Source organism: Rhodoferax sp. PAMC 29310, from assembly GCF_017948265.1.
Classification (GTDB): Bacteria; Pseudomonadota; Gammaproteobacteria; order Burkholderiales; family Burkholderiaceae_C; genus Rhodoferax.
The window spans coordinates 482235-505360 of the sequence record NZ_CP072852.1 but is presented as its reverse complement, the minus strand read 5'-3'; the positions used below and the strand labels follow the sequence as shown (position 1 = coordinate 505360).

Here is a 23126-nt window from a genome sequence, read left to right as displayed (position 1 = left end):
CGGTGCGGTTTGGCTTTAGCAGGCACCTGCGCGCCCTGCTTGGGCGGGCGCGATGGCGATGAAGATGGAGTGCGTGCGCGTGTGGCCATGTCAGGCTGCCTTGGATACGTTGGGTTTCAGGTAGTCGTGCAGGACACGGCCATAGGGGAGCGTGAGGTTGGCAATGAAATGCCCCCCACAATCTCGCGCACCGGCAGATCGACCACCGGTGCATTCACGTGGGGTACCAGATGCAGGCGCGCCGGACCCGACCAGGCGCCCTGCACCTGGATATCGGTCAGGTTGTAGGCCACCAGTTGGGCCATGGCCAGTTGACCGTCCACATGCGGAATGAGTTTGAGGTTGACCTGGGTCTTCTCCATCTTTCGCAAAATGGCGTCTGCGCTACAGGCCTTTTTGCCGTCCAAGTCATAAAGCAGGTGCTGGTGCTTGTAGCCCATGGTGCCCACTGCCACCTGCACACCCGCGTACTCCAGCGTGCCGGTGAGCGTGTCATGGGCGATACGCAGTTGGGACAGGGCGAGCTTCTTGGAAAAGCCCCAGATCTCGCGCTCGCCGGCAATGGTGGCTCAACGTCCAGGTACATCTGGGCCGTGAAGTTCACATGCTCTCCTTGGTGCAGCGCAGGGATGACGATGCCCGACTCGGTGTAGTCGCCAAATCCGGCCGAATCGGGCATGCGAATGAACTCGAACAGCACTGTGTTTGAGCCGTCTGGCTCCAGCGGCTCGGGCAAGGCGGCGCGAATGGCCGCCGGATCACTCTTGTAAGTGATGATCAGGTATTCACGGTCCACAAAGCGGTACGGTCCTTTGGGATAAGACGGTGGCGCCATCGGCATCGACGGCAATTGCAGGATGGATTCGGCATTCATGGCTGTGTGCCCCTGATCATCCGGCTCATTGGGCCGTCCAGCCGCCGTCGATGGGCATCACCGCACCGGTGATGCTGGCCGCAGCGTCGGTACACAGGAACGCCGCGTAGGCCGCCACCTGCTCGATGGTGACGAACTGTTTGGTGGGCTGCGCGTGCAGCAGCACGTCGTCAATTACCTGCTGCTCAGTCAACCCGCGCGCCTTGGCCGTGTCGGGAACCCGCTTTTCCACCAATGGCGTCCAGACATAACCGGGGCACAGCGCGTTGGCAGTGATGCCCTGGGTGGCCACTTCAAACGCCACGGTCTTGGTGAAGCCGGCAATACCGTGTTTGGCTGCCACGTGGGCAGACTTCAATGGGGATGCGACGAGCGCGTGCGCCGAGCCCACGTTGAGCACCCGGCCCCAGCCTTTGGCTTTCATGCCGGGCAAAGCCAAACGCATGGTGTGAAACGCGGCCGACAGGTTGATGACAATGATGGCGTTCCATTTGTCCACTGGGAACTCATCCACCGGCGCCACATATTGGATGCCCGCGTTGTTCACCAGAATATCAATGGCGCCCCATTCGCTGATGGCCTCCTCCATCATGGATTGGGTGGCCACGAGGTCTGACAAATCGGCACCGCTGTAGCGCACGCTCGCGCCGTGCAATTGCGCCAGATCGGCGCGCAGTTGCTCAATGGTTGCGGCTTCGCCAAACCCGTTGAGCACGATGTCATGGCCCGCTGCGGCCAAAGCCGTCGCGATGCCCAGGCCAATGCCGCTGGTTGATCCGGTGATGAGGTCGGTTTTCTTGAGCCGCGTGGGGGCGTGTGGGGCATTTGCAAATCCAAGAAGTATTCGGTTGCGAGCCTCATGGCCTGTCCCCTTCTGTCGCTGCCCTTCACCCGATCCTTACACTGACATCGCCAGCACCATTCGAATTGGAGCTGGCGACTGTGTGTGAATCCGGGCATTGACGTATCGATCGGACAGCACCTTCACACCTCGCCAGTTTGTCACCCGCTCACGAATCTCAGCGGCACCCGCGGTCCGTAGGAGGCAATCGATATCGCGCCCAGTTGACGTCACCTTCCATCACGCTGTCGGTATGGTGACGCCATCGCTCTAGCCAACGACAGTGTTGTTCCTGACGGTTTTCGTCGAACAACGCCTTGATGCACCCAACAATTCGACCAGCGTGGAAAAAACGTTCACCAAGAAGATCAACCGGGATGAGAAAAGACTTGATGTGTTTGCCGGTCAAAGCGCTTCACGCTGCCGTAGCGCTCAGCTCTGTGAAAGCGGACCGCTCGGCCAGTCGGGAAACTTCAATCAAGGCTGTGCACCGTGGTGGCAAGGTCGTCAAGTGAATTCCAGATGCCCTGCGGCCAAGAGGCCGTGTTGAACTGCGCAGCGACATCGGTCCGCTGTTTCGCATCGATCTGCTGCCGTGCGGATGGCGGGTGGACGCATGAGCGATATCTAAAAATATCTGTCACGTTTTTTCAGGCTATTGCGACCAAGGTCATGACGGCACTACAGATCGCAGCGTCGTAAACCCGAAAGGAAATACCATGAAAACCCTCCTGTCTACCATGGCCATTGCCATCTCCGCTTTCGTTGCTGGCCAAGCCCTGGCCGCCGACCCTACTGGCTCCAAGACACGCGCCGAAGTTAAGGCTGAATTGGCCGAAGCCATTCGCAGCGGCAACATGATCGCCAACCGCGACCGCGGCGTCACCCTCAAGCAGCTGTATCCTAATCGTTACGAACAACAACCAGTAGTTGGGGGCAAGACCCGCGCCGAAGTGAAAGATGAATTGGCCGAAGCCATTGAAAGCGGCAACATGCCCGCCAACCGCGACCGCGGCGTCACCCTCAAGCAGCTGTATCCTAATCGTTACGAACAGCAACCAGTAGTTGGGGGCAAGACCCGCGCCGAAGTGAAAGATGAATTGGCCGAAGCCATTGAAAGCGGCAACATGCCCGCCAACCGCGACCGCGGCATCACCCTCAAGCAGCTCTATCCGGGCCGCTATCAACCGCAGTCCTGAGCCAGCTCAACAACCATGAGGCAAGGACTACCGAACGGGTCCAGTAGCGCAACAACAGCGACAACACCAACCGCTCAGAAAGGGAATGGCCAGGCGAAGGCTTGCTGGGAACACATTGCATACTCACTGAGATCCGAAGCGCTTCCGGCCCCGGCTGGAAGCGCTTTTTTACTGGGTCAAAGCACCGGTGGTGAGGCCCCTGCTGCAAGCGAAGGTCGATCGCCGCAATGGGCACTGGTCGTCGGCATTCGCCGTTGCGGAAATACGTTGGGTGTAAGATTTAGATGGTTTAACGGACTTAGTCTCAGAGTCGTTGGTAGTGCGCATTGGCGACCAACACAGCCCCAGGAGACGCCAGCCATGAAGACCTTCATCGACACCAGTGTGTCCAGCACCACCGCCCACTCCGAAGCCCCAGAAGATCCGTGGATTCCTTTGCGCAAGCGTCTGATCCGACACGCCCGCATGGTCGTTCACGAGACCGCTCTGGCCGAGGACCTTGCGCAAGAAACTTTAGTGAGCGTGCTGGAGAGCCCAGAGTCGCATCGAGGCGAGGCCTCGATCACCACTTGGGCCACCGCCATTCTCAAAAACAAGATTGCCGACTGGTACCGCTCCCCCCACCAGCGTCGCCGCGTGTACAACGCCAGCGATGAAAACGAGGCCAACCCTACCGAGGGGCTGTTTAACGAGCAGGGCAGCTACCTGGAACCGGTGCCCGTCTGGCAACAGCCCGATGGCCGCGAGGCGCAGCGCCAGATCATGTCCACACTGGAGGGCTGCCTGCGCCACCTGCCGCCCCAGACCGGGCGTGTGTTCATGATGCGCGAATGGCTGGGTTTTGAAACCTCTGAAATTTGTGAGCAGCTGGGTCTGACCGCCGAGAATTGCCGCATGATCATGCACCGCGCCCGCACGGGCTTGCGCCAGTGCATGACCGTCCACGGCCACACCGCAAGGAGCGCTGAATGAACATCTTTCATTCCTGTGAACGGGCCGCTGAACTCATATCTCAGGCAATGGACGAGCCGTTGGATCTGACCGATCAGATGCGGTTGCGCATCCACCTCTCAATGTGCGGCAACTGCCAAGAGGTAGAGAATCAGATGGCCACGTTGCACGCGTTGGCGCCCCAGTTGGGCTTGCTCGACCTGGAAATGGGCGACGAACCAGACCCGACTACGGAATATACGCGTTGAGTCAGGTCAACTGTGCCACCCGCGCCCGGCGCCATGCCACTCTTGCGGACAAAGGCACGCGACAGGGCGCTGGTGCTGCCATATCCAAACTCCTCGGCCACCTGTTTGATGGGCACACCATGCACCAAGTGGTCAGGTAGTCGCCCGGTGTCTGCCCGGTCACTTCCCTGAACCGCACCGCAAACCGGGCGCGCGCCATACCGGCAAGCTGTGCCATGCCATGTAAATCCCATTCGAGTTGCAGCGACGCATGCATGGCCACGAGCACCGGCCACGGGTTGCGCAGTGCGGCGGTGTGGAACTCGCCCAGTGCGCGACCACCCTGCGGGTTGAGCGTCAGAATGTGGCGCACACTCGCATCGCCGGGCAATGATTTGAAAAGCTCATGCGCCTTTGTCCTCCATGTTCGGCGTGGTCGCAGCACCTTGTTCGCCAATCACCTCGTCAAGGCGTTCGGAGTAGGCCTTCATGGCTTTGCTCAGAAAAGGCACCTGCAAACTGAAGTTCTTGCACCTGTCGCACATCATCAGGTGCAGGTTAAGCGACATTTTCTCGACCACCGACAATTTACGCTCTTGAGACTCCGAGACCAGTCGGCTGACTTCTTGGCAGTTCAGCATGATGCACCTCCCCGGGCACACCAGCGGTCTTCCAGACACTTCCGAAGCCGCAGGCGCGATCGGTGGAGCATCACGTTCAGGTTGGTCGAGGTGATGCCCACCTCGGTACATATTTAGTGCGAATCGAGTCCTACGTATTTCCGCATCATGAACACACGGGCCTGTTGACCTGGCAGACCTTCCAAGCAGATCTCGAACACCTTCCAGAACTGTTTGTCTTGCAAGGTTTCGGTCGGGTTGCCCCAGGCGGCAGGGCGTTCGTCGGGTTCCCACATGCCGCCACTGTTGAAAAGTTCCGTGAGGTCAGCCTCTTCGTCGACCTCGCCCAAGACCTGCTGGGCCGACACATGACGCTGGCGCTGGCGCAGGATGTCGGTGATCTTGTTCTTCAAAATGGCAAACACCCAGGTCTTGAGACTGGCCCTGCCAGCAAATGCGGCAGCGTTCTTGAATGCCCCCATCAGGGCTTCCTGCACTGCGTCTTCAGCCTGATGCGGGTCACCCAACTGCAGAGATGCGAACTTGACCATTTTCCCCCGCAGCGCACTGAGCACAACCGGGTCAACTTCTGGTTGCGAGGCTGTTTGAACCGTCGCAGCTAGCGTCATTTCGTCGGGCCTCATGGTGCAGACCTGTTCGACAGCTGGTTGCGTGCCGCGCTGTAGCTGGAGACGAGATACGGCACCAGGAAATTGAGCACGACATGGCCCCAAGAAAGGCGCCCGCCAGAAAACAAGGCCTCTCCCTAGTTGATCAGATTGCGCACACAGCCGACCGTCAGCGAGACGCGCGTAGCGCCCGCCACGATCTGTCGGGAAAACACGGTGCTGAAAAACCTTTGCATGAACAGCTCCGGGAAAAAAATGAGGCGCAAAAAAACGCGCGACCACCGAGTCGCCTGCGACGAATTTCCCGCGAATACCCAGGCGCATGGAGGGTGTCCCGAATTTTGTGTAAACGGCGGTTAAGTTAGACGCGCGGCATGCGCTCGTCAAACTGAATGGTAAAGCGGTTCAGAGCAGCCTTCCAATCCCGAATCGGCATCGTCCATTTCTGGCTGATGTTGTTCAGTGCCAGATAGAACAGCTTGAACACTGCGTCCTCAGTTGGGAACGAGCCGCGGGTCTTGGTTATTTTGCGCAGGCTCATGTTCACGGACTCAATGGCGTTGGTCGTGTAAATCACTTTTCGGATGTCTGGCGGGTATTCAAAGAACGGTATCAAGCGTGTCCAGTTGCGCCGCCAGGAGCGCCCAATCGGAGCGAAGGAATCGTCCCATTTGACCTCGAATGCCGTGAGTTGTCGCTCAGCTTCGGATTCAGTGGGCGCAGCGTAAATCAGCCGCAAATCCGCGGCGACTTCCTTGCGCTGTTTCCACCCCACGAAGTTCAGGCTGTGACGCACCATGTGAACAATGCAAAGCTGCACCGTCGCCTTGGGGAAGACTGCCTCAATGGCGTCAGGGAAACCTTTGAGCCCATCTACGCAGGCGATAAAGATGTCAGCCACGCCCCGATTCTTCAGTTCAGCCACCACCTGCAGCCAGAACTTGGCCCCTTCGGTTTGGGCCATCCACAGGCCCAGTACCTCTTTGAGGCCGTCCAGGTTGACGCCAATGGCCAAGTACAGGGCCTTGACCCGCACAGTACCGTTGTCGCGCACCTTGACGTGAATGCAGTCCATGTAGACGATGGGGTACAGCGCCTCCAAGGGGCGCGACTGCCAGGCTTTGACCTCGTCCATGACGGCGTCGGTCACGGATGAAATCAGGGTAGGAGACACTTCGGCGCCGTACATCTCCTGCAGATGGCCTTGAATCTCGCGTACCGTCATGCCTCGGGCATACAGCGACAGTATCTTGTCGTCAAAGCCGCTCCAGCGGGTCTGGTGTTTGCCAATCAGTTGGGGCTCGAAGGTGCCGGCGCGGTCACGGGGGATTTCTATGGGTAGCTGGCCAAAATCGCCTTTGAGCGTTTTCTTGCTGCACCCGTTGCGGGTGTTGCCCGCTTCATTGGCAACCAACTGGTTCTTGCCGTGACCCAGGTGGCCGGTCAATTCGGCTTGCAAAGCTCGCTCGACCAAGGCTTTGGTGAGCTGCGTCAAGAGGCCATTCTGGCCAATCAGGTCTTCGGGCTTTTTGTAGTCGGCCAACAGGGCGTCAATCAGCTCGGCGGGTAAGGGTTTCATCTCTACGGTCATCTCGGCTCCATGCAAGACAGCAGTTTGCTGCCAAATAACCGTTTACACAAAACTTCTTACACCCTTAGCAAAAACGCGTCGTACTTTCGCAGTCCGTGTAAATTTTTTGTAACGCCTGCAAATTGCGAGTCAATTCTGCATAGGCACCTGAGGAAATTTCTCTTTCCATTGAATGCACCGCTTTGCGTCACGTTCGTCATCCATGTGAATTGCTGTAGGCAGGTCCATTCTGAAAGGATCCTCATGATCCTCACCTAAAGCCGTGAGCCACCGCCGCAACCGCCTGCTCACGTTTTTTGAACCCACCCGTTGCCATCACGGGAATTTTAGAGACCCCTTTTGCACGTCGCGCAAAGTCAATAAATTACGGTCCCTGATTGGAACCGTCCGAACTTGCAGGGTGTAGAAGTTTCCTGCCAAATAACCGTTTACACAAAACTTTTTACGCCCTCCGCCACCATGCAGCGAGGCTTGAGTCCTACCCAACGACGGGGCATCTTCTTCGCACCCTATCTGAGCGAGTTCTTATCCTAAACTTTCACTTGGATTTTCGAAGCCGAATCGCGCCCCGGCTTTCCATGCTTCGCGATCATTTCCCTCCTTCGCAATTCCGCCTGCGTCCTTCAGCATTCGCGCTAGGTGCATGCAATTCCACGTCATGATCGTTGTGTTCCGTTGGGTGAAGTCGTTGTCAAAACCGGCGCGTCCGCCCCCCTCCAATTTGTCGCCATAGGAGGGACCGGGGCCTGCCTCGCCAATCCATCCACAATCCGCTTGGGGTGGGATCGTGTAGCCAAGGTGGTTGAGTGCAAAACCAATGGTCATCGCGGTGTGTTTGAGTCCGTCTTCGTTTCCTGTGATGACACAGCCGCCCACCTTGCCGTAATAGATCGATTGCCCTTTGTCATTGAGCTCTGCAGACATGGCGTAGAGCCGCTCGATCAGAACCCGACACACCGAGCTCTCCTCCCCCAGCCAAAGTGGAGTGCCCACAATGAGAATGTCGGCCGCCAAAACTTTCTTCCAGAGGGTTGGCCAGTCGTCCTTTTCCCATCCGTGCTCCGTCATGTCAGGGTAGACCCCCGGCGGAATGTCGTGGGCCGCAAAGTGCAGCTGCTCCACCGCAACGCCATTCTTCTTCATGATTCCTGCGGACGCGTTCAGGAGTAACTGCGTGTGACTTTCGTCGGCCTTCCTCTTGAGCGAGGTGTTAATGAAAAGTGCTCGAAGATTGGTGAAATCAGCCATGACATACCTCAGTTAGGTTGGGACGGCGCTGGTGTGTGCATGACAACGTTCAGCCTCAGCCGTCACGCCAACCATAATAGGTTCCCCCCTGACGCGCAAGAGTCAAAAAAAGGCGCTGCGATAACTATCGCAGCGCCTTTTTCATGGGCTTCAACAGGTTTACTTGCCGAAGCTGAACTTCCCCGGCGACTGAATCGGATCGACATCGACCGGAATCACGTCTTTGGGCAAGAACTTGCCTTCCAGCAAGAGCTTGGAGAGCGGATTCTCAATACGTTGCTGAATCGCGCGCTTCAAGGGGCGTGCACCAAACACCGGGTCGAAGCCGACCTTGGCCAGTTCGGCCAGCGCGGCAGGTGACACCTGCAGCGTGAGGTCCATCTTGGCCAGGCGCGCCTCCAGCACCTTGACCTGGATACCCGCAATTTCAGCAATGTGGCTGGCATCCAGCGCGTGAAACACCACGGTTTCGTCAATGCGGTTCAAAAACTCAGGGCGGAAGTGGTTTTTCAACTCACTTGTCACCGCATCTTTGATGTCCTCGCTATCCTGGCCCACCATGCTCTGAATCAGGTGCGAGCCGATGTTGCTGGTCATCACGATGACGGTGTTCTTGAAGTCCACCGTGCGGCCTTGACCATCGGTCAGGCGACCGTCGTCCAACACCTGCAGCAGCACGTTGAACACATCGGGGTGGGCTTTTTCCACCTCGTCCAGCAACAGCACGCTGTAGGGCTTGCGGCGCACGGCCTCCGTCAGGTAGCCGCCCTCTTCGTAACCGACATAGCCGGGGGGCGCACCAATCAGGCGGGCCACCGAGTGCTTCTCCATGAACTCACTCATGTCGATGCGCACCAAATGCTCTTCCGAATCAAACAGAAATCCCGCCAACGCTTTGCACAGCTCGGTTTTACCGACACCTGTTGGGCCAAGGAACAGGAATGAACCCGTGGGGCGGTTCGGGTCGGACAGCCCAGCGCGGGATCTGCGAATGGCATTGGCCACGGCGGTAATGGCTTCGTCTTGGCCCACCACACGCTGGTGCAACTTACCCTCCATGACCAGCAGCTTGTCGCGCTCGCCTTGCATCAATTTGCTGACCGGAATACCGGTGGCGCGAGCCACGACTTCGGCAATTTCTTCGGCGCCCACCATGGTGCGCAAGAGTTGCGGGCGGCCACCGTCTTTGGCGTCTTTGGCTTTGCCGGCCTCGCTGACTTGCGCGTCCTTGAGTTTTTTCTCCAGTTCCGGTAATTTGCCGTACTGCAACTCAGCCACCTTGTTGAAGTCGCCCTTGCGGGTGAACTCTTCGATCTGGTGACGCAGTTTGTCGATTTCCTCCTTGAACTGGGCGGAGCCTTGGGCCTGCGCCTTTTCAGCCTTCCAGATTTCGTCATAGTCGGCAATTTCTTTATCCAGCTTGCTGATCTCTTCGTTGATCAACTCGAAACGTTTTTGCGAGGCCTCGTCTTTTTCGCGCCTCACGGCTTCACGCTCAATCTTCAGCTGAATCAGGCGGCGGTCCAGCTTGTCCATGACCTCGGGCTTAGAGTCGATCTCGATCTTGATCTTGGCGGCCGCCTCGTCAATCAGGTCAATGGCCTTGTCGGGCAAGAAGCGGTCGGTGATGTAGCGGTGGCTCAATTCGGCAGCGGCGACGATGGCTGGGTCGGTGATCTGAACACCATGGTGGGCTTCGTATTTTTCTTGCAATCCGCGCAGGATGGCGATGGTGGCTTCTACGGTGGGCTCACCCACCAAAATTTTCTGGAAACGGCGCTCCAGCGCGGCATCTTTTTCAATGTACTTGCGGTACTCGTCCAGCGTGGTGGCGCCGACGCAATGCAACTCGCCCCTCGCCAAAGCGGGCTTGAGCATATTGCCTGCGTCCATGGCGCCTTCGGCCTTGCCGGCGCCCACCATGGTGTGCAACTCGTCAATGAAGACAATGGTCTGGCCTTCGTCCTTGGCGAGATCTTTTAATACGTTTTTCAGGCGCTCTTCAAACTCGCCGCGAAACTTGGCACCGGCCAAAAGTGAGGCCATGTCCAACGACAGCACGCGCTTGTTCTTCAAGGAGTCCGGCACCTCGCCCGCGACGATTCGCTGGGCCAATCCTTCCACAATGGCAGTCTTGCCCACGCCGGGTTCGCCGATCAACACCGGGTTGTTTTTGGTGCGGCGTTGCAACACCTGAATCGCTCGGCGAATTTCGTCATCCCGGCCAATCACGGGGTCGAGCTTGCCCATGCGGGCGCGCTCGGTGAGGTCCAGGCAGTATTTTTTCAGCGATTCGCGTTGGTCTTCAGCGTCTGCGCTGTCCACGTTCTGGCCGCCGCGAACCTTGTCAATGGCGGACTCCAGGGCCGAGCGGGTCAGTCCGTTTTCCTTCACCAAGCGCCCGATGTCGAGTTTGGTTTCCGTCAAAGCCAGCAGGAACAGCTCACCAGATACAAACTGGTCCTCACGCTTCATCGCCTCTTTCTCCGTGGCCTGCAGCAAGCTGCCCATATCGCGGCCCATTTGAACCTGCTCGTGGCCCTCCACTTGAGGCAGTTTTTTCATGGCCATCTCGGCGGCCGCCAGCAAGCCAGGCACATTGGCGCCAGCGCGTTGCAACAAAGCGCGGGGGCCGTCTTCCTGGCGCAACATGGCCAGCAGGACGTGGACCGGTTCAATGTAGGCGTGGTCGTTGGCGAGCGCCAGTGATTGGGCGTCGCCCAGTGCTTCCTGAAATTTGGTGGTGAGTTTATCGATTCGCATAGCAATCCCTTTGAGTTATCCCGCAACTTGTGGCGTGCTGCATGTTTTCAAGAGTTTGCACTAGGCGATGACGCCGAGATTGACCTGCGTCAACCGCCAGCAAGGCTGGCCCTGCGGGTTGGCGTACTTCAGGCGTTATTGGCCTGAATGCCCCATTTAGCCAGCGCCGCGTCATCGGTCACACGAGCGTCCACCCAGCGCGCGCCTTCTGGGGTTTCTTCTTTCTTCCAGAACGGGGCCTGGGTTTTGAGGTAGTCCATCAGAAACTCGCAGGCCTGAAAGCTCTCGCCCCGGTGCGCTGAGGTGACGGCGACCATCACAATTTGATCTAAAGGCTGCAACAGACCTACCCGGTGGATCACCCGAGCGCCAAAGATGTCAAATCGCTGATGAGCGGCGTCAATCATGGCCTCGATGGCTTTCTCGGTCATGCCGGGGTAGTGCTCCAACTCCATGCTACTGATCAGACCTGACGTACCGGCGGTGCGGTCCCGCACGGTGCCTACAAAGCTGCACACAGCCCCCACCCGGCCATCCAGCGCGCGCAGCGCGGCTATCTCGGCGCCCAGGTCAAAGTCAGCCGTCTGGACAACGACACGCGATTGAGTTGACGTCGATGGCTGTGTCATGGTCTTAGCCGCCGGTCACGGGGGGGAAGAAAGCCACTTCAGCGCCGTCCAGCAAGGCAACGCTTTCGTCACTCATGTCCTGATTCAAGGCCAATCGAACCGAGCGGCCACGGGCCAGGCTTTCAGCGTAGGCTCCGCCTTTGGCGATCAATTCGTCGCGCAACGCGGCCAAGGTTGCGGCTTCGGTTTGAAGCAACTCGCTGGACTGCCCAATGGCCTCGCGAATGGAAGCAAAGTACTTGACGGTGACTTTCATGCCAACAACTCCGAAAAAGAGATAAAGCGCACCATATCGCCCGCCTGGATGACCTGACCCGCGGGGTTGTCTACCAAGCCATCACCCCATACTGCAGAGGTCAACACGCCAGAACTCTGGTTGGAAAACAAATCAAGCCCGCCGGCCGCATTGCGGTGAACCCGCAAGAATTCACGACGTTTATCGGCTCTAGCCCAAGTGAAATGAGCGGGGATAGCTACTGATTTCATAGCGACATCCGAGACACCCTGTAGCCGCAAGAGAAACGGACGCACCAGTAGCAAGAAGGTCACAAAGCTGGACACGGGGTTGCCGGGCAGGCCAATGAAGTGCGCGCCCTGCACCTTCCCATAGGCAAAGGGTTTGCCGGGTTTGATGGCGATTTGCCACAAATCAAGCGACCCCAGTGACTGAACGGCGGGTTTGATGTGGTCTTCTTCGCCGACCGACACCCCGCCGCTAGTCAGAATCAAGTCGTGGTCTTGCGCGGCAGCGCGCAGAGCATCCTGCGTGGCATCGAGTCGGTCGGGCACGATGCCCAGGTCGGTGACCTCACAACCAAGACGCACCAGCAGCGACCGCAGAAAGAAGCGATTGGAGTTGTAGATGGCGCCCGGCTTCATCGCCTCGGGCGCCACGTCACCTGGCATAACTAACTCGTCGCCCGTGGAAAACAAGGCCACCTTAGGGCGGCGCACCACGGACAAACGATGCAAGCCAATACTGGCCGCTAGCCCAATCGAAGCCGGCGTCAAACGCTCTCCTTTTGAGAGCACTACGGCGCCTTGGGTGACATCCTCGCCGGCCCGGCGAATCCACTGCCCCAAATCCGGCACGCCCGCCAGCCGGACGGTGTCGCCGGTGTCGGTCTTGGTCAGCTCGCAATCTTCCTGCATGACGACTGCGTCGGCCCCAGCAGGAATGGGCGCACCCGTGAAGATTCGGGCCACGGTCATCGGCGCCAATTCTGTGCCGGCGGTGCCTGCGGCGATGCGCTGTGACACAGACAAGGCTTGGCCATTGGCCTGCACCACATCAGCGCGGCGAACGGCATAGCCGTCCATGGAGCTGTTGTCTTGAGGTGGTACCTGAAGACCCGATACAAAGTCTTGCGCCAGCGCCCGGCCGTCCGCATCAAAGGTAGAAACCCACTCCACCGCGCTCAAAGCAGTGGCAAACCCAAGTAGCTCGATCAGGGCGTCGTCGAGAGGCTTCAGGGGGGCACGGGGGGGGCGCAGGGCGTTCATTGGTAAATCTCCGGGCGGTAGTCGAACCGGTCACCGCTGGCCTGAAGCCAGTCAGCCACTTCATCGGCACTATTGAGGTTCAGCACGGGCCGCTGGGTCGCCTGTGGCAAGGCCTCGGGTGAGTCAGTGGCCACGGCGACGATGAAATCGTCATCCATGTAGCGCGCGGGCTTCTCACTCAAATGGCGCCAGACCTCAATTTTCTGCAAATCGCAATCTCTGAAGCCTTCCACCAGCACCCAGTCGGCAACGGGGCTCAACTCGGCAATCATCTGGTGAACGGTCAACTCGACGGTTTTCTCAAATTCCCGCATCAGCGCCAAACGCTGATCCGAGGCTACCACCACCTCAAACGCACCGGCCTCGCGATGGCGAAAGGAGTCTTTGCCGGCGTGGTCAATGTCAAAGCGGTGGTGCGCATGCTTGACCACCGACACCCGCTGCCCACGGGCATGGAGCGCGGGTATCAAACGTTCAATCAAGCGCGTCTTGCCCGCACCGGAGTAACCGGCAATGCAAACCACCTTCATGTGCAGGACTGCGTGATGTAGGCTTTGATGGCGCCAGCATCGGCGACCATGCGAATCACCCGCTTGGGCAGGTCCTCGATGCCTTCAAACTGGGGCGGACGATCGGGCTGACGACCCAAGGCCTCCACAATGGTGGCGGCAAACTTGATCGGCAGCGCCGTTTCCAAAACGATCATGGGCACGCCCCCTTGCTGGTGTTCGCGCGCTACTTTGACGCCGTCAGCGGTGTGGGTATCAATGATCAAGCCAAAGCGCTCAAACGCGTCCTTGATAGTTGTCAGCCGGTCAGCATGCACACTTTTCCCACTCTCAAAACCGTAACGCGTCGCCGCCTCGGCAAAGGCCGGATCACCCGACAGGTCAAAACGCCCTTCTTTGGCCAGACCGGCACCAAACAAGGCTTGTGTGCGCGGCCCATCACGACCGATCAGATCGAAAATGAAGCGCTCAAAGTTGGACGCTTTGGAGATGTCCATCGAGGGGCTGGAGGTTTCATGGGTGTCGGCACTGCCGCGCACACGGTAGACGCCGGTGCGAAAGAACTCGTCCAGCACGTCGTTTTCGTTGGTGGCAGCCACCAGCTTGTCCACCGGCAGCCCCATCATGCGAGCCACATGGCCGGCGCAGATATTGCCAAAATTGCCGCTGGGCACAGTGAAGCTCACCTTTTCGGCATTGGTTGTTGTCGCCTGGAAGTAGCCGGCAAAATAGTACACCACCTGGGCCATCAAACGGGCCCAGTTGATGGAGTTGACGGTGCCAATCTTGTACTGGCGTTTGAAATCCAAGTCGTTGGACACGGCTTTGACCATGTCTTGGCAGTCGTCAAACACGCCGTCCACCGCGATGTTGTGGATGTTTTCGTCCATCAGGCTGAACATTTGCGCTTGCTGAAACGGGCTCATGCGCCCAAACGGGCTGGTCATGAAGACACGCACGCCTTTTTTGCCCCGCATGGCGTATTCAGCCGCGCTGCCCGTGTCGCCGCTGGTGGCACCCAGAATGTTCAACTCTTCGCCACGGCGGGCCAACTCGTACTCAAACAGGTTGCCCAGCAACTGCATGGCCATGTCCTTGAAGGCCAGTGTGGGGCCGTTGGACAAGGCTTCCAGGTACAGGCCATCTTCGACCTTTTTCAAAGGCACAATTTTGCGCGTGCCAAACACCGCTTCGGTATAGGTTTTGTCGCAAATTTGCTTCAAGTCGGCAGCAGGAATGTCGTCAATGTAGAGCGACAACACCTCAAACGCCAAGGCGGCGTAGCCCTGTGTTTGATAGGCCGTGCGCCAGCGGGTCAACGTGGCGTCGTCCACCTGCGGGTAGTGCTCCGGCAAATACAGGCCGCCATCCGGCGCCAAGCCTTCCAGCAGAATTTCGCAAAAACGGCGGCGGGTCGGTTCCCCGCGGGTGGACAAGTAGTTCATCAGGCCAACTCTTCCTTGCGAATGCGGGTAATGGGCGCCAACACCGTGGGCAGCTTCTGCATCTGCTCCAGCGCGCCGTTCATGTTGGACTCCACACAGTCGTGGGTGAGGATGATGATGTCAGTCTGGGTCGAGCCCTCACCACCCACTTCATCCGCTTCACGCTGCAGCATGGCGTCGATGCTGATGCCAGCTTCGGCCAGCAAACCAGTCACTTTGGCCAACACGCCAGCCTCATCAGCCACGCGCAGACGCAGGTAGTAACTGGTGACCACTTCGCTCATCGGCAGAATGTGCAAATCACTCATGGCATTGGGCTGGAACGCCAGATGCGGCACACGCTGGGCCGCGTCTGCGGTGTGCAGGCGAGTGATATCCACCAGGTCCGCAATCACCGCACTGGCGGTGGGCTCGGAACCCGCGCCCTTGCCGTAGTAAAGCGTGGTGCCGACTGCGTCGGCCTGAACCACCACGGCGTTCATGGCGCCTTCCACATTGGCGATCAAACGCTTGGTGGGTACCAAGCTGGGGTGCACACGAAGTTCAACACCGGCGTCAGTGCGCTTGGTGATGCCGAGCAATTTGATGCGGTAACCGAGCTGTTCGGCGTACTTGATGTCGACCGAGCTCAGTTGGGTGATGCCTTCAATATAGGCCTTCTCGAACTGGACCGGAATACCAAACGCAATGGCCGACATGAGGGTGACTTTGTGCGCCGCGTCCACGCCTTCAATGTCGAAGGTAGGGTCCGCTTCGGCATAGCCCAGCGCTTGCGCTTGTTTGAGCACGACATCAAAGTCCAGTCCCTTATCGCGCATTTCGGACAGGATGAAGTTGGTGGTGCCGTTGATGATGCCGGCCAGCCATTGAATGCGGTTCGCAGTCAGGCCTTCGCGCAAGGCCTTGATGATAGGAATGCCACCGGCCACGGCCGCTTCAAACGCGACCATCACGCCCTTTTCGGACGCCGCTGCAAAAATCTCGGTCCCGTGCACGGCCAGCAAGGCCTTGTTGGCCGTAACCACATGCTTGCCCGCCGCAATGGCTTCCATGACTAACGTCTTGGCAATGCCGTAGCCGCCAATCAACTCAATCACGATGTCAATGTCAGGGTTGGCAATGACTGCGCGTGCGTCGTTGACGACTTTGACGCCGTCACCGACCAAGCTCTGAGCGCGCGCCACGTCCAGATCAGCCACCATGGTGATCTCAATGCCACGGCCAGCGCGGCGCATGATTTCTTCCTGGTTGCGACGCAGCACATTGAATGTGCCCGAACCCACCACACCAATGCCCAACAGCCCTACTTGAATCGGTTTCATAAATACTCTTGCTAAATTGACGATAAATTGGGCATTTGCCCTTATTGAATATGCGGGAGCAGCTATTATTTAAATAGCACTCTCACGACGATTAATTGCTGTGGCGCTTGCGGTAGCTTTCGAGAAACTTGGCCACCCGGCCAATGGCTTCGCGCAAGTCATCCTCGTGTGGCAAAAAAACAATACGGAAATGGTCCGGGTTGGGCCAGTTGAAGCCCGTGCCCTGAACCAGCATGACCTTGGTTTCTTGCAAGAGTTCCAGGAAAAACTCCTGATCGTCCGCAATCGGATACATCGTGGCGTCCAGCTTGGGGAACATGTAGAGTGCCGCACTCGGTTTGACGCACGTTACACCAGGAATGGCAGTGATCAACTCATAGGCCAAATCGCGCTGGCGACGCAGGCGTCCGCCCTCATTCACCAACTCATTGATGCTTTGATGACCGCCCAAAGCGGTCTGAATGGCCCACTGTCCTGGCACGTTAGAGCATAGGCGCATGTTCGAGAGCATGTTCAAACCCTCGATGTAGTCCTTGGCTGGCTTTTTATCGCCCGACACAATCATCCAGCCAGAACGGTAACCGCAGGAACGATAGCTCTTGGACAGCGAGTTGAAGGTCAAAGTCAGCACGTCATCTGACAAACTTCCCATGGCCGTGTGACGAACATCGTCGTACAACACCTTGTCATAGACCTCGTCGGCAAAAATGACCAGTCCGTGTTCGCGGGCAATCTCCACAATGGCACTGAGCAAATCATCAGAGTACAAAGCGCCCGTTGGGTTATTGGGGTTGATGACCACAATGCCTTTGGTGCGCGGGGTGATCTTGGCCCGGATGTCCGCCAAGTCAGGCATCCAGCCATTGGCCTCGTCACAGTTGTAATGCACCGGCGCGCCGCCGGACAGACTGGTAGCGGCAGTCCAAAGCGGGTAATCGGGTGACGGCAACAGCAACTCGTCGCCATCGTCCAACAAGGCGTTGGTGGCCATGACAATCAGTTCGCTGGCGCCATTGCCCAGGTAAATATCGTCCAGCGTGACACCTTGAATGCCCTGCTGCTGGGTGTAATGCATGACAGCCTTGCGCGCCGCAAAGATGCCTTTGCTGTCCGAATATCCCGCCGAATTGGGCAGGTTGCGAATCATGTCCTGCTGAATCTCTTCTGGGCTGTCGAAACCAAACACGGCCAGATTGCCAATGTTGAGCTTGATGATCTTGTGGCCCTCTTCTTCCATCTGGCGAGCCGCGTCCATGATTGGTCCGCGAATGTCGTAACAGACGTTAGCCAATTTGGCAGATTTTCGAATGGTTTTCAAAATCCCTCCGGGAGTGGATGACACAGGGCGAAACTTATAATTTGACCACATTTCCGAACCCGAACTCCGGTTTTGGTTGCACTGCAGCATACTCATCGAGGCTTTCGACCATGAAATTCCAACCCGACTCCATCGACGTGCAATCCATCAGCGGCTACGGCCCCGGATGGATCAGTGTCGGCAATGAAAAAATCAGTACCAGCATCGTCCTCGGATCACGCGGGGAGCGCTTTGAATGGAACTGCGACCAGTTTGAAAACCTGAGTGAAGCCCACTTCGCGCAACTGGCGGCACTGGGCACTGAATTGATTATTTTTGGAAGCGGAGACCGCATTCGCTTCCCCAATCCGGCCTGGATTGCGCCCTTGGTCAGTCGACAGATCGGCATCGAAACCATGGATGTGCAGGCGGCCTGTCGCACCTACAACATCCTCGCCGGCGAAGGGCGTCATGTCGCCGTTGCACTCTTGATGCCGTCACCTTAGGGATACACCGTAGTGAATTGAGCAGCTCATCCGCTCATTTGGAGTTAAAATATCGGGTTGCAGTTGCAAGCGCCGGAGTGCTGTCAGAGGATAGTGCTTGCAACTTACGAGAACGACGCATCCTGTCACACGAGATTTAAGAACTATGGCGATTGTTGTCAATAAACCCATCCCTGAATTTGAATCAATGGCCACTGGTGGCCTCAAAGTGTCCAACACGTCCCACTTGGGTCACGTAGTTATTCTGTACTTCTACCCCAAAGACAACACGCCTGGCTGTACCACTGAAGCGATGCAGTTCCGGGACAAGTACAAAGATTTTGTCAAAGCTGGCGCAACGGTTTTTGGCGTTTCCCGTGACAACATGAAGTCGCACGACGATTTCAAAGAAAAACTCGAGTTGCCCTTTGAGTTGGTCGCTGACACCGAAGAGAAGATGTGCCACATGTTTGGTGTGGTCAAGAACAAGATCATGTACGGCAAAAAGGTCAAAGGCATCGAGCGCAGCACCTTCCTCATTGGTGCCGATGGCACACTGAAAGAAGAGTGGCGCGGCCTGAAGGTGCCTGGCCATGTGGACGACGTGCTGAAAGCCGTCAAGGCATTGAATAAAACAGCCACCGCAGAAGCATAAGCGTGCCACTCGGCGGAGATTTGAGGGAGCCCTTCCCACGCATTTGAGCTCATGCATAATGAGTTTCATGTTGCTGAACTCCACAAACTCCGCTCCCCCCAAAAGCCGTCTTGCGATCAAGACGGCTTTTTTGTTTCCGACGCCCTGAAACCACCTTTTTTTGCGAGCCTACCCACTCATGCCACTGCCCACTGCCCCCGCAAAACGTGCCGCACTTCTGAGCGAAAAAGACTACAACGTGCCGGCTCAGAGCAAACCCAAAGCGCCCATCCCCGAACACACGCCCATCCAGACGGCTGCGACCCCAAAATCCCGACAGCGCGTGTCAGCGGAGGTAACAGCGCCCCAGTCCCAGCCTGTCGCCAAAACAGCGCGAATGCCGGTCAAACCCAAGACGCAAACGCCTCCAGCCGCTCAGGCTGCCCCCAGCGAGCGCCCGACACCTCCATCGAAGCCAGCTGGGGAAGACCGCATTGTCAAAGACAAAAGAACGGGGCCGAAAAAGTTGTTCGTTCTAGACACCAATGTGTTGCTGCATGACCCAATGTGCCTATTCCGATTTGAGGAACATGACATCTTCTTGCCAATGATCGTATTGGAGGAGCTGGATGGCCACAAGAAGGGAATGACAGAAGTCGCCCGCAATGCCCGCCAAACCAGTCGCACGCTCGATGCGCTGGCAGGTGAGAACGGTGCCGACATCGGCGCCGGCCTGGCTCTGAATACCACGGGCCATCGACAGGCCGGCGGCAAGCTGTTTTTCCAAACCCAGCTGCTCAATTACACCTTACCCACCAGCCTGCCCCAGGGCAAGGCTGACAACCAGATTCTGGGTGTGGTCGATGCGTTGCGTCTTCAGCATGCACCACGCGAGGTCGTTCTGGTGTCCAAAGACATCAATATGCGCGTCAAGTCTAGAGCCTTGGGCCTGGCCACGGACGACTATCAGAATGACAAGACACTTGAAGACGGTGATCTTCTGTACTCGGGCGCCCTCGCCCTTCCCCTCAATTTCTGGACCACGCACGGGAAAACCATTGAAAGCTGGCAGACAGGCGCGCACACCTTTTACCGTGTGACGGGGCCGATTGTTCCGAGTTTGCAAATCAACCAGTTTGTTTACTTCGAGTCTCCCGGCGAGCCGAGCCTGTATGCAAGGGTCACCGAGATTCGCGGCAAGACAGCCGTCTTCAAGACGCTGAAAGATTTCACGCATCTCAAAAACTCGGTCTGGGGCGTCACTACCCGTAACCGCGAGCAAAACTTTGCCATGAATTTGCTGATGGACCCCGAGGTCGATTTTGTGACGCTGACCGGCACTGCAGGTACCGGTAAAACGTTGATGGCGCTGGCGGCCGGCCTGACTCAAGTGTTGGATGACAGGCGCTATACCGAAATCATCATGACCCGTGCCACCGTCAGTGTAGGGGAAGACATTGGATTTTTGCCTGGCACTGAAGAGGAAAAAATGGGCCCCTGGATGGGCGCACTGGATGACAACCTTGAAGTACTGGGAAAAACAGATACCAGCGCAGGGGAATGGGGCCGAGCTGCCACGAGCGAGCTCATTCGCAGCCGCATCAAAGTAAAAAGCATGAACTTCATGCGCGGACGTACCTTCCTCAATAAGTACGTCATCATCGACGAAGCGCAGAATTTGACACCTAAGCAAATGAAGACCTTGATTACCCGGGCAGGCCCTGGAACCAAGATCATCTGCATGGGCAATTTGGCGCAGATTGACACGCCCTACCTTACTGAAGGATCATCGGGACTGACTTTTGCCGTGGACAAGTTCAAAGGTTGGCAGCACGGTGGTCACATCACACTGGCCCGTGGCGAGCGCTCGCGCTTGGCCGATTTCGCAAGCGACGTTCTGTAATTTCGCGCCCAGTCAGCCAAAAACCCCTCTGTCTCCGAGTGACAGGGGGCTTTTATATGTTCATTTATTCCTAATAGTAGAGCGGCACACACCTACTGGGCGAGCACCGATGGTCATATTTCTTAGAAATCTCCACCGCCACCGTGGGCTAGTGACTCAAACTTGGTGATGTTGCTCAAAAAAGCCAACTTGACCGTGCCGGTTGGACCATTCCGCTGCTTGGCGATGATAACTTCGGCGACCCCTGGCTCCTTGCAGGCGTCCTTGGTGTAGTACTCGTCACGGTAGATGAACATGATGATGTCAGCGTCCTGCTCAATGGCACCAGACTCACGCAGGTCACTCATCATCGGCCGCTTGTCGGGACGTTGCTCAACGCTTCGGTTCAACTGGGACAGCGCGATCACCGGGCATTGAAGCTCACGCGCGAGCATTTTCAAACCGCGGGAGATCTCACCCAGCACGGTGGCGCGATTTTCATTGTCACCCGACGAGCCACTCATGAGTTGCAAGTAATCCACCACAATCAGGCCCAGCTTGCCACACTGCCGGGACAAGCGCCGGGCATTGGCTCGCAATTCACTGGACGTCAAACCGGCCGACTCATCAATATGCAATGAAATGGTGCGCAATTTTTCAATGGCCTCCGACAAGCGCGGCCACTCTTCATCCGTCAATTTCCCGGTGCGCAAATGCCCCTGATCGATGCGACCGATGGAACCAACAATACGAACCGCCAACTGGGCAGCACCCATCTCCATCGAGAAGACCGCGACAGGTAGACCTTCATTCAGCGCCACGTGTTCGGCAATGTTGATTGCCAACGCCGTTTTGCCCATGGAGGGTCGCGCAGCCAACACAATCATGTCACCCGCCTGAAAGCCCGACGTCATGCGATCAAGGTCATAGAAACCCGTCGGAACACCGGTCACGTCATTGGGGTTGTCTGCCATTTCCTGGACACGATCTAGCAAATCAACCACCAGAGTGTCCATGGATTGGAAACCTTGTTTGGTGCGGGCCCCCTCTTCGCCGATATTGAAAATCTTTTGCTCGGACTCATCCAGAATGGCGGCAACAGGACGACCTTTTGGATTGAAGGCATTGGTCGATATCTCGTCACTAGCTGTCACGAGCTTGCGCAAAATGGAGCGCTCCCGAACAATCTCCGCATACCGACGAATATTTCCAGCACTGGGCACGTATTGCGCCAACGAGTTGAGATAGGCCAACCCGCCAATTTCCTCAGCCTTGCCTTGTCCTTGTAACTGCTCGAAGACTGTAATCACATCGGCGGGCTTTGACCCATTGATCAACACCCCGATGGCTGCAAAAACCAGACGGTGCTCGTACCTGTAAAAATCACCGTCTTTGAGCAAGTCGCCAACGCGATCCCAGGCCCCATTGTCAAGCAACAATCCACCCAAAACACTGGACTCAGCTTCGATGGAATGCGGCGGGATGCGGAGTTGGGCGACCTGGGGGTCGGCCCCGTACTCGTCTGACTTGGAGGGGAATTTGGTCGACATTCAGGAGTCCTTAGATTTGGCCATTTCGCCCCGAACAGCCATCAGGACAACGGGATCAAATTGTATTTTCTAACAAAAGAAAATTGTGACGATTTGAAAAAACAAGAGAGACCACAAATACAAAAGCCGCCGAGACTGACACCCCGGCGGCTTCCATATTAGAGCAGCTCTATTTAAGCGGATTCGCCGTAAACAGACACTGTGATTTCAACTGCCACATCAGTGTGCAAGGACACTGTTGCTGCGCTGTCGCCCACAGTTTTGATGTGACCAGTGGTCATACGAACTTGGGATTTAGAAACCTTAAAGCCGTTTTTGTTCAACTCGTCCGCGATGTCAGCATTGGTCACTGAGCCGAACAGACGACCGTCAACACCGGCTTTTTGCGTTAGCTTGCAGACATAGCCCGTCAGCTTCTCGCCAACAGCTTGGCATTCAGCCAACTTCACTGCAGCAGCTTTTTCCAGTTCAGCGCGCTTGACTTCAAACTGCTCCTTCGCAGCCGCAGTTGCACGACGTGCACGGCCAGTTGGGATCAGGAAGTTGCGGGCGTAACCGTCTTTAACACGAACGATTTCACCGAGATTGCCAAGGTTCACGACCTTGTCGAGCAGAATAATTTGCATGGTCGTATTCCTTAGATCTTGTGCTGGTCGCTGTAAGGCAGCATCGCGAGAAAACGCGCGCGCTTGATAGCGGTGTTGAGCTGGCGCTGGAAGATGGCACGGGTGCCAGTCAGGCGAGCGGGGATGATTTTGCCGTTTTCAGCAATGAAATCACGCAGGGTGTCGATGTCTTTGTAATCAATCTCTTCAACGCCAGTCACTGTAAAGCGGCAGAAACGCTTGCGCTTAAACAGCAGGTTCTGGGCTGGGCGCTTAGGGCGCTTGTCTTTGTTATTGAAACGTTTTGGTCCGGCCATGATGG

General features: G+C 57.1%; 23 protein-coding genes and 1 pseudogene. 6 read left to right on the top strand and 18 right to left on the bottom strand.

Going from position 1 to position 23126, the window contains the following annotated elements; genetic code table 11:
• Positions 1-90: 90 nt before the first annotated feature.
• Both J8G15_RS02320 and J8G15_RS02315 read right to left on the bottom strand, forming a co-directional pair.
• Positions 91-874: pseudogene (locus J8G15_RS02320) on the bottom strand (acetoacetate decarboxylase).
• A gap of 25 nt (positions 875-899) precedes the next feature.
• Positions 900-1613, bottom strand: coding sequence for a 3-hydroxybutyrate dehydrogenase (locus J8G15_RS02315; protein ID WP_370627472.1), 714 nt, complete (start codon positions 1611-1613; stop codon positions 900-902).
• 821 nt (positions 1614-2434) lie between these two features.
• Between J8G15_RS02315 and J8G15_RS02310 the strand changes: the two genes are divergently transcribed.
• The 3 genes from J8G15_RS02310 to J8G15_RS02300 all read left to right on the top strand — a co-directional run bounded on the left by J8G15_RS02310 (position 2435) and on the right by J8G15_RS02300 (position 4113).
• On the top strand, positions 2435-2914 hold the full coding sequence (locus tag J8G15_RS02310; RefSeq protein WP_210545809.1) for a DUF4148 domain-containing protein: 480 nt from the start codon (positions 2435-2437) through the stop codon (positions 2912-2914).
• A gap of 360 nt (positions 2915-3274) precedes the next feature.
• A complete protein-coding gene (locus J8G15_RS02305) occupies positions 3275-3886 on the top strand; it encodes a sigma-70 family RNA polymerase sigma factor (protein WP_210545808.1) in 612 nt (203 codons plus the stop codon).
• Complete coding sequence (locus J8G15_RS02300) at positions 3883-4113, top strand: zf-HC2 domain-containing protein (protein WP_210545806.1); 231 nt, start codon at positions 3883-3885, stop codon at positions 4111-4113. Before J8G15_RS02305 ends, J8G15_RS02300 begins: the two co-directional genes overlap by 4 nt.
• Before the next feature lies 1 nt (position 4114).
• On the opposite strand, the gene J8G15_RS02295 is transcribed toward J8G15_RS02300, so the two are convergent.
• The 13 genes from J8G15_RS02295 to J8G15_RS02235 all read right to left on the bottom strand — a co-directional run bounded on the left by J8G15_RS02295 (position 4115) and on the right by J8G15_RS02235 (position 17669).
• Positions 4115-4465, bottom strand: coding sequence for a hypothetical protein (locus J8G15_RS02295; RefSeq protein WP_210545804.1), 351 nt, complete (start codon positions 4463-4465; stop codon positions 4115-4117).
• A gap of 31 nt (positions 4466-4496) precedes the next feature.
• Complete coding sequence (locus J8G15_RS02290) at positions 4497-4733, bottom strand: zf-HC2 domain-containing protein (RefSeq protein WP_210545802.1); 237 nt, start codon at positions 4731-4733, stop codon at positions 4497-4499.
• A 113-nt stretch (positions 4734-4846) separates the two neighbouring features.
• On the bottom strand, positions 4847-5356 hold the full coding sequence (locus tag J8G15_RS02285; protein ID WP_240538412.1) for a sigma-70 family RNA polymerase sigma factor: 510 nt from the start codon (positions 5354-5356) through the stop codon (positions 4847-4849).
• 346 nt (positions 5357-5702) lie between these two features.
• Positions 5703-6932: an IS256 family transposase gene (locus J8G15_RS02280; RefSeq protein ID WP_210545800.1), complete on the bottom strand. Its 1230-nt coding sequence runs from the start codon at positions 6930-6932 to the stop codon at positions 5703-5705.
• Positions 6933-7457: 525 nt separating this feature from the next.
• Positions 7458-8180 carry a flavodoxin family protein gene (locus J8G15_RS02275; protein WP_210545799.1) on the bottom strand — a complete coding sequence of 241 codons (723 nt, stop codon included), beginning with the start codon at positions 8178-8180 and terminating at the stop codon, positions 7458-7460.
• 159 nt (positions 8181-8339) lie between these two features.
• Positions 8340-10943, bottom strand: coding sequence for an ATP-dependent chaperone ClpB (gene clpB / locus J8G15_RS02270; RefSeq protein ID WP_210545796.1), 2604 nt, complete (start codon positions 10941-10943; stop codon positions 8340-8342).
• A gap of 128 nt (positions 10944-11071) precedes the next feature.
• Positions 11072-11572, bottom strand: a complete 501-nt coding sequence (locus J8G15_RS02265) for a molybdenum cofactor biosynthesis protein MoaE (RefSeq protein ID WP_210545794.1) — start codon at positions 11570-11572, stop codon at positions 11072-11074.
• Between the two features lie 4 nt (positions 11573-11576).
• A complete protein-coding gene (moaD, locus tag J8G15_RS02260; RefSeq protein ID WP_210545792.1) occupies positions 11577-11828 on the bottom strand; it encodes a molybdopterin converting factor subunit 1 in 252 nt (83 codons plus the stop codon).
• Complete coding sequence (glp, locus tag J8G15_RS02255) at positions 11825-13075, bottom strand: gephyrin-like molybdotransferase Glp (protein ID WP_210545791.1); 1251 nt, start codon at positions 13073-13075, stop codon at positions 11825-11827. The genes moaD and glp overlap by 4 nt, the downstream gene beginning before the upstream one ends.
• Complete coding sequence (gene mobB, locus J8G15_RS02250; RefSeq protein ID WP_210545789.1) at positions 13072-13605, bottom strand: molybdopterin-guanine dinucleotide biosynthesis protein B; 534 nt, start codon at positions 13603-13605, stop codon at positions 13072-13074. Before mobB ends, glp begins: the two co-directional genes overlap by 4 nt.
• Positions 13602-15029, bottom strand: coding sequence for a threonine synthase (thrC, locus tag J8G15_RS02245; protein WP_210545787.1), 1428 nt, complete (start codon positions 15027-15029; stop codon positions 13602-13604). The genes mobB and thrC overlap by 4 nt, the downstream gene beginning before the upstream one ends.
• Complete coding sequence (locus J8G15_RS02240; RefSeq protein ID WP_210545786.1) at positions 15029-16351, bottom strand: homoserine dehydrogenase; 1323 nt, start codon at positions 16349-16351, stop codon at positions 15029-15031. The genes thrC and J8G15_RS02240 overlap by 1 nt, the downstream gene beginning before the upstream one ends.
• Positions 16352-16442: 91 nt before the next feature.
• Positions 16443-17669, bottom strand: a complete 1227-nt coding sequence (locus J8G15_RS02235) for a pyridoxal phosphate-dependent aminotransferase (RefSeq protein ID WP_210545785.1) — start codon at positions 17667-17669, stop codon at positions 16443-16445.
• A gap of 110 nt (positions 17670-17779) precedes the next feature.
• Between J8G15_RS02235 and J8G15_RS02230 the strand changes: the two genes are divergently transcribed.
• The 3 genes from J8G15_RS02230 (at position 17780) to J8G15_RS02220 (ending at position 20670) form a co-directional block, all read left to right on the top strand.
• Positions 17780-18154 (top strand): Mth938-like domain-containing protein, encoded by a 375-nt coding sequence (locus J8G15_RS02230; protein WP_210545783.1) that lies wholly within the window; start codon positions 17780-17782, stop codon positions 18152-18154.
• 145 nt (positions 18155-18299) lie between these two features.
• Positions 18300-18788 carry a peroxiredoxin gene (locus tag J8G15_RS02225; protein ID WP_210545781.1) on the top strand — a complete coding sequence of 163 codons (489 nt, stop codon included), beginning with the start codon at positions 18300-18302 and terminating at the stop codon, positions 18786-18788.
• Between the two features lie 178 nt (positions 18789-18966).
• Positions 18967-20670: a PhoH family protein gene (locus J8G15_RS02220; protein WP_210545780.1), complete on the top strand. Its 1704-nt coding sequence runs from the start codon at positions 18967-18969 to the stop codon at positions 20668-20670.
• A 122-nt stretch (positions 20671-20792) separates the two neighbouring features.
• Here the strand turns inward: J8G15_RS02220 and dnaB are convergent, their stop codons facing one another.
• The 3 genes from dnaB to rpsR all read right to left on the bottom strand — a co-directional run bounded on the left by dnaB (position 20793) and on the right by rpsR (position 23121).
• The gene (dnaB, locus tag J8G15_RS02215; protein ID WP_210545778.1) at positions 20793-22199 is read right to left on the bottom strand and encodes a replicative DNA helicase; all 1407 of its coding nucleotides are present in this window, start codon (positions 22197-22199) and stop codon (positions 20793-20795) included.
• Positions 22200-22372: 173 nt separating this feature from the next.
• Positions 22373-22825, bottom strand: coding sequence for a 50S ribosomal protein L9 (gene rplI, locus J8G15_RS02210; RefSeq protein ID WP_210545776.1), 453 nt, complete (start codon positions 22823-22825; stop codon positions 22373-22375).
• Positions 22826-22836: 11 nt separating this feature from the next.
• Positions 22837-23121, bottom strand: coding sequence for a 30S ribosomal protein S18 (rpsR, locus tag J8G15_RS02205; RefSeq protein ID WP_011464487.1), 285 nt, complete (start codon positions 23119-23121; stop codon positions 22837-22839).
• Positions 23122-23126: the final 5 nt, after the last annotated feature.

What these genes read in the sequence shown, in the direction of transcription:
- J8G15_RS02310 (WP_210545809.1), top strand. Translation starts at nt 2,435, where the DNA reads ATGAAAACCCTCCTGTCTACCATGGCCATTGCCATCTCCGCTTTCGTT.
- J8G15_RS02305 (WP_210545808.1), top strand. Translation starts at nt 3,275, where the DNA reads ATGAAGACCTTCATCGACACCAGTGTGTCCAGCACCACCGCCCACTCC.
- J8G15_RS02300 (WP_210545806.1), top strand. Translation starts at nt 3,883, where the DNA reads ATGAACATCTTTCATTCCTGTGAACGGGCCGCTGAACTCATATCTCAG.
- J8G15_RS02290 (WP_210545802.1), bottom strand. Translation starts at nt 4,733, where the DNA reads ATGCTGAACTGCCAAGAAGTCAGCCGACTGGTCTCGGAGTCTCAAGAG.
- J8G15_RS02285 (WP_240538412.1), bottom strand. Translation starts at nt 5,356, where the DNA reads ATGAGGCCCGACGAAATGACGCTAGCTGCGACGGTTCAAACAGCCTCG.
- J8G15_RS02280 (WP_210545800.1), bottom strand. Translation starts at nt 6,932, where the DNA reads ATGACCGTAGAGATGAAACCCTTACCCGCCGAGCTGATTGACGCCCTG.
- J8G15_RS02275 (WP_210545799.1), bottom strand. Translation starts at nt 8,180, where the DNA reads ATGGCTGATTTCACCAATCTTCGAGCACTTTTCATTAACACCTCGCTC.
- clpB (WP_210545796.1), bottom strand. Translation starts at nt 10,943, where the DNA reads ATGCGAATCGATAAACTCACCACCAAATTTCAGGAAGCACTGGGCGAC.
- J8G15_RS02265 (WP_210545794.1), bottom strand. Translation starts at nt 11,572, where the DNA reads ATGACACAGCCATCGACGTCAACTCAATCGCGTGTCGTTGTCCAGACG.
- moaD (WP_210545792.1), bottom strand. Translation starts at nt 11,828, where the DNA reads ATGAAAGTCACCGTCAAGTACTTTGCTTCCATTCGCGAGGCCATTGGG.
- glp (WP_210545791.1), bottom strand. Translation starts at nt 13,075, where the DNA reads ATGAACGCCCTGCGCCCCCCCCGTGCCCCCCTGAAGCCTCTCGACGAC.
- mobB (WP_210545789.1), bottom strand. Translation starts at nt 13,605, where the DNA reads ATGAAGGTGGTTTGCATTGCCGGTTACTCCGGTGCGGGCAAGACGCGC.
- thrC (WP_210545787.1), bottom strand. Translation starts at nt 15,029, where the DNA reads ATGAACTACTTGTCCACCCGCGGGGAACCGACCCGCCGCCGTTTTTGC.
- J8G15_RS02240 (WP_210545786.1), bottom strand. Translation starts at nt 16,351, where the DNA reads ATGAAACCGATTCAAGTAGGGCTGTTGGGCATTGGTGTGGTGGGTTCG.
- J8G15_RS02230 (WP_210545783.1), top strand. Translation starts at nt 17,780, where the DNA reads ATGAAATTCCAACCCGACTCCATCGACGTGCAATCCATCAGCGGCTAC.
- J8G15_RS02225 (WP_210545781.1), top strand. Translation starts at nt 18,300, where the DNA reads ATGGCGATTGTTGTCAATAAACCCATCCCTGAATTTGAATCAATGGCC.
- J8G15_RS02220 (WP_210545780.1), top strand. Translation starts at nt 18,967, where the DNA reads ATGCCACTGCCCACTGCCCCCGCAAAACGTGCCGCACTTCTGAGCGAA.
- dnaB (WP_210545778.1), bottom strand. Translation starts at nt 22,199, where the DNA reads ATGTCGACCAAATTCCCCTCCAAGTCAGACGAGTACGGGGCCGACCCC.
- rplI (WP_210545776.1), bottom strand. Translation starts at nt 22,825, where the DNA reads ATGCAAATTATTCTGCTCGACAAGGTCGTGAACCTTGGCAATCTCGGT.
- rpsR (WP_011464487.1), bottom strand. Translation starts at nt 23,121, where the DNA reads ATGGCCGGACCAAAACGTTTCAATAACAAAGACAAGCGCCCTAAGCGC.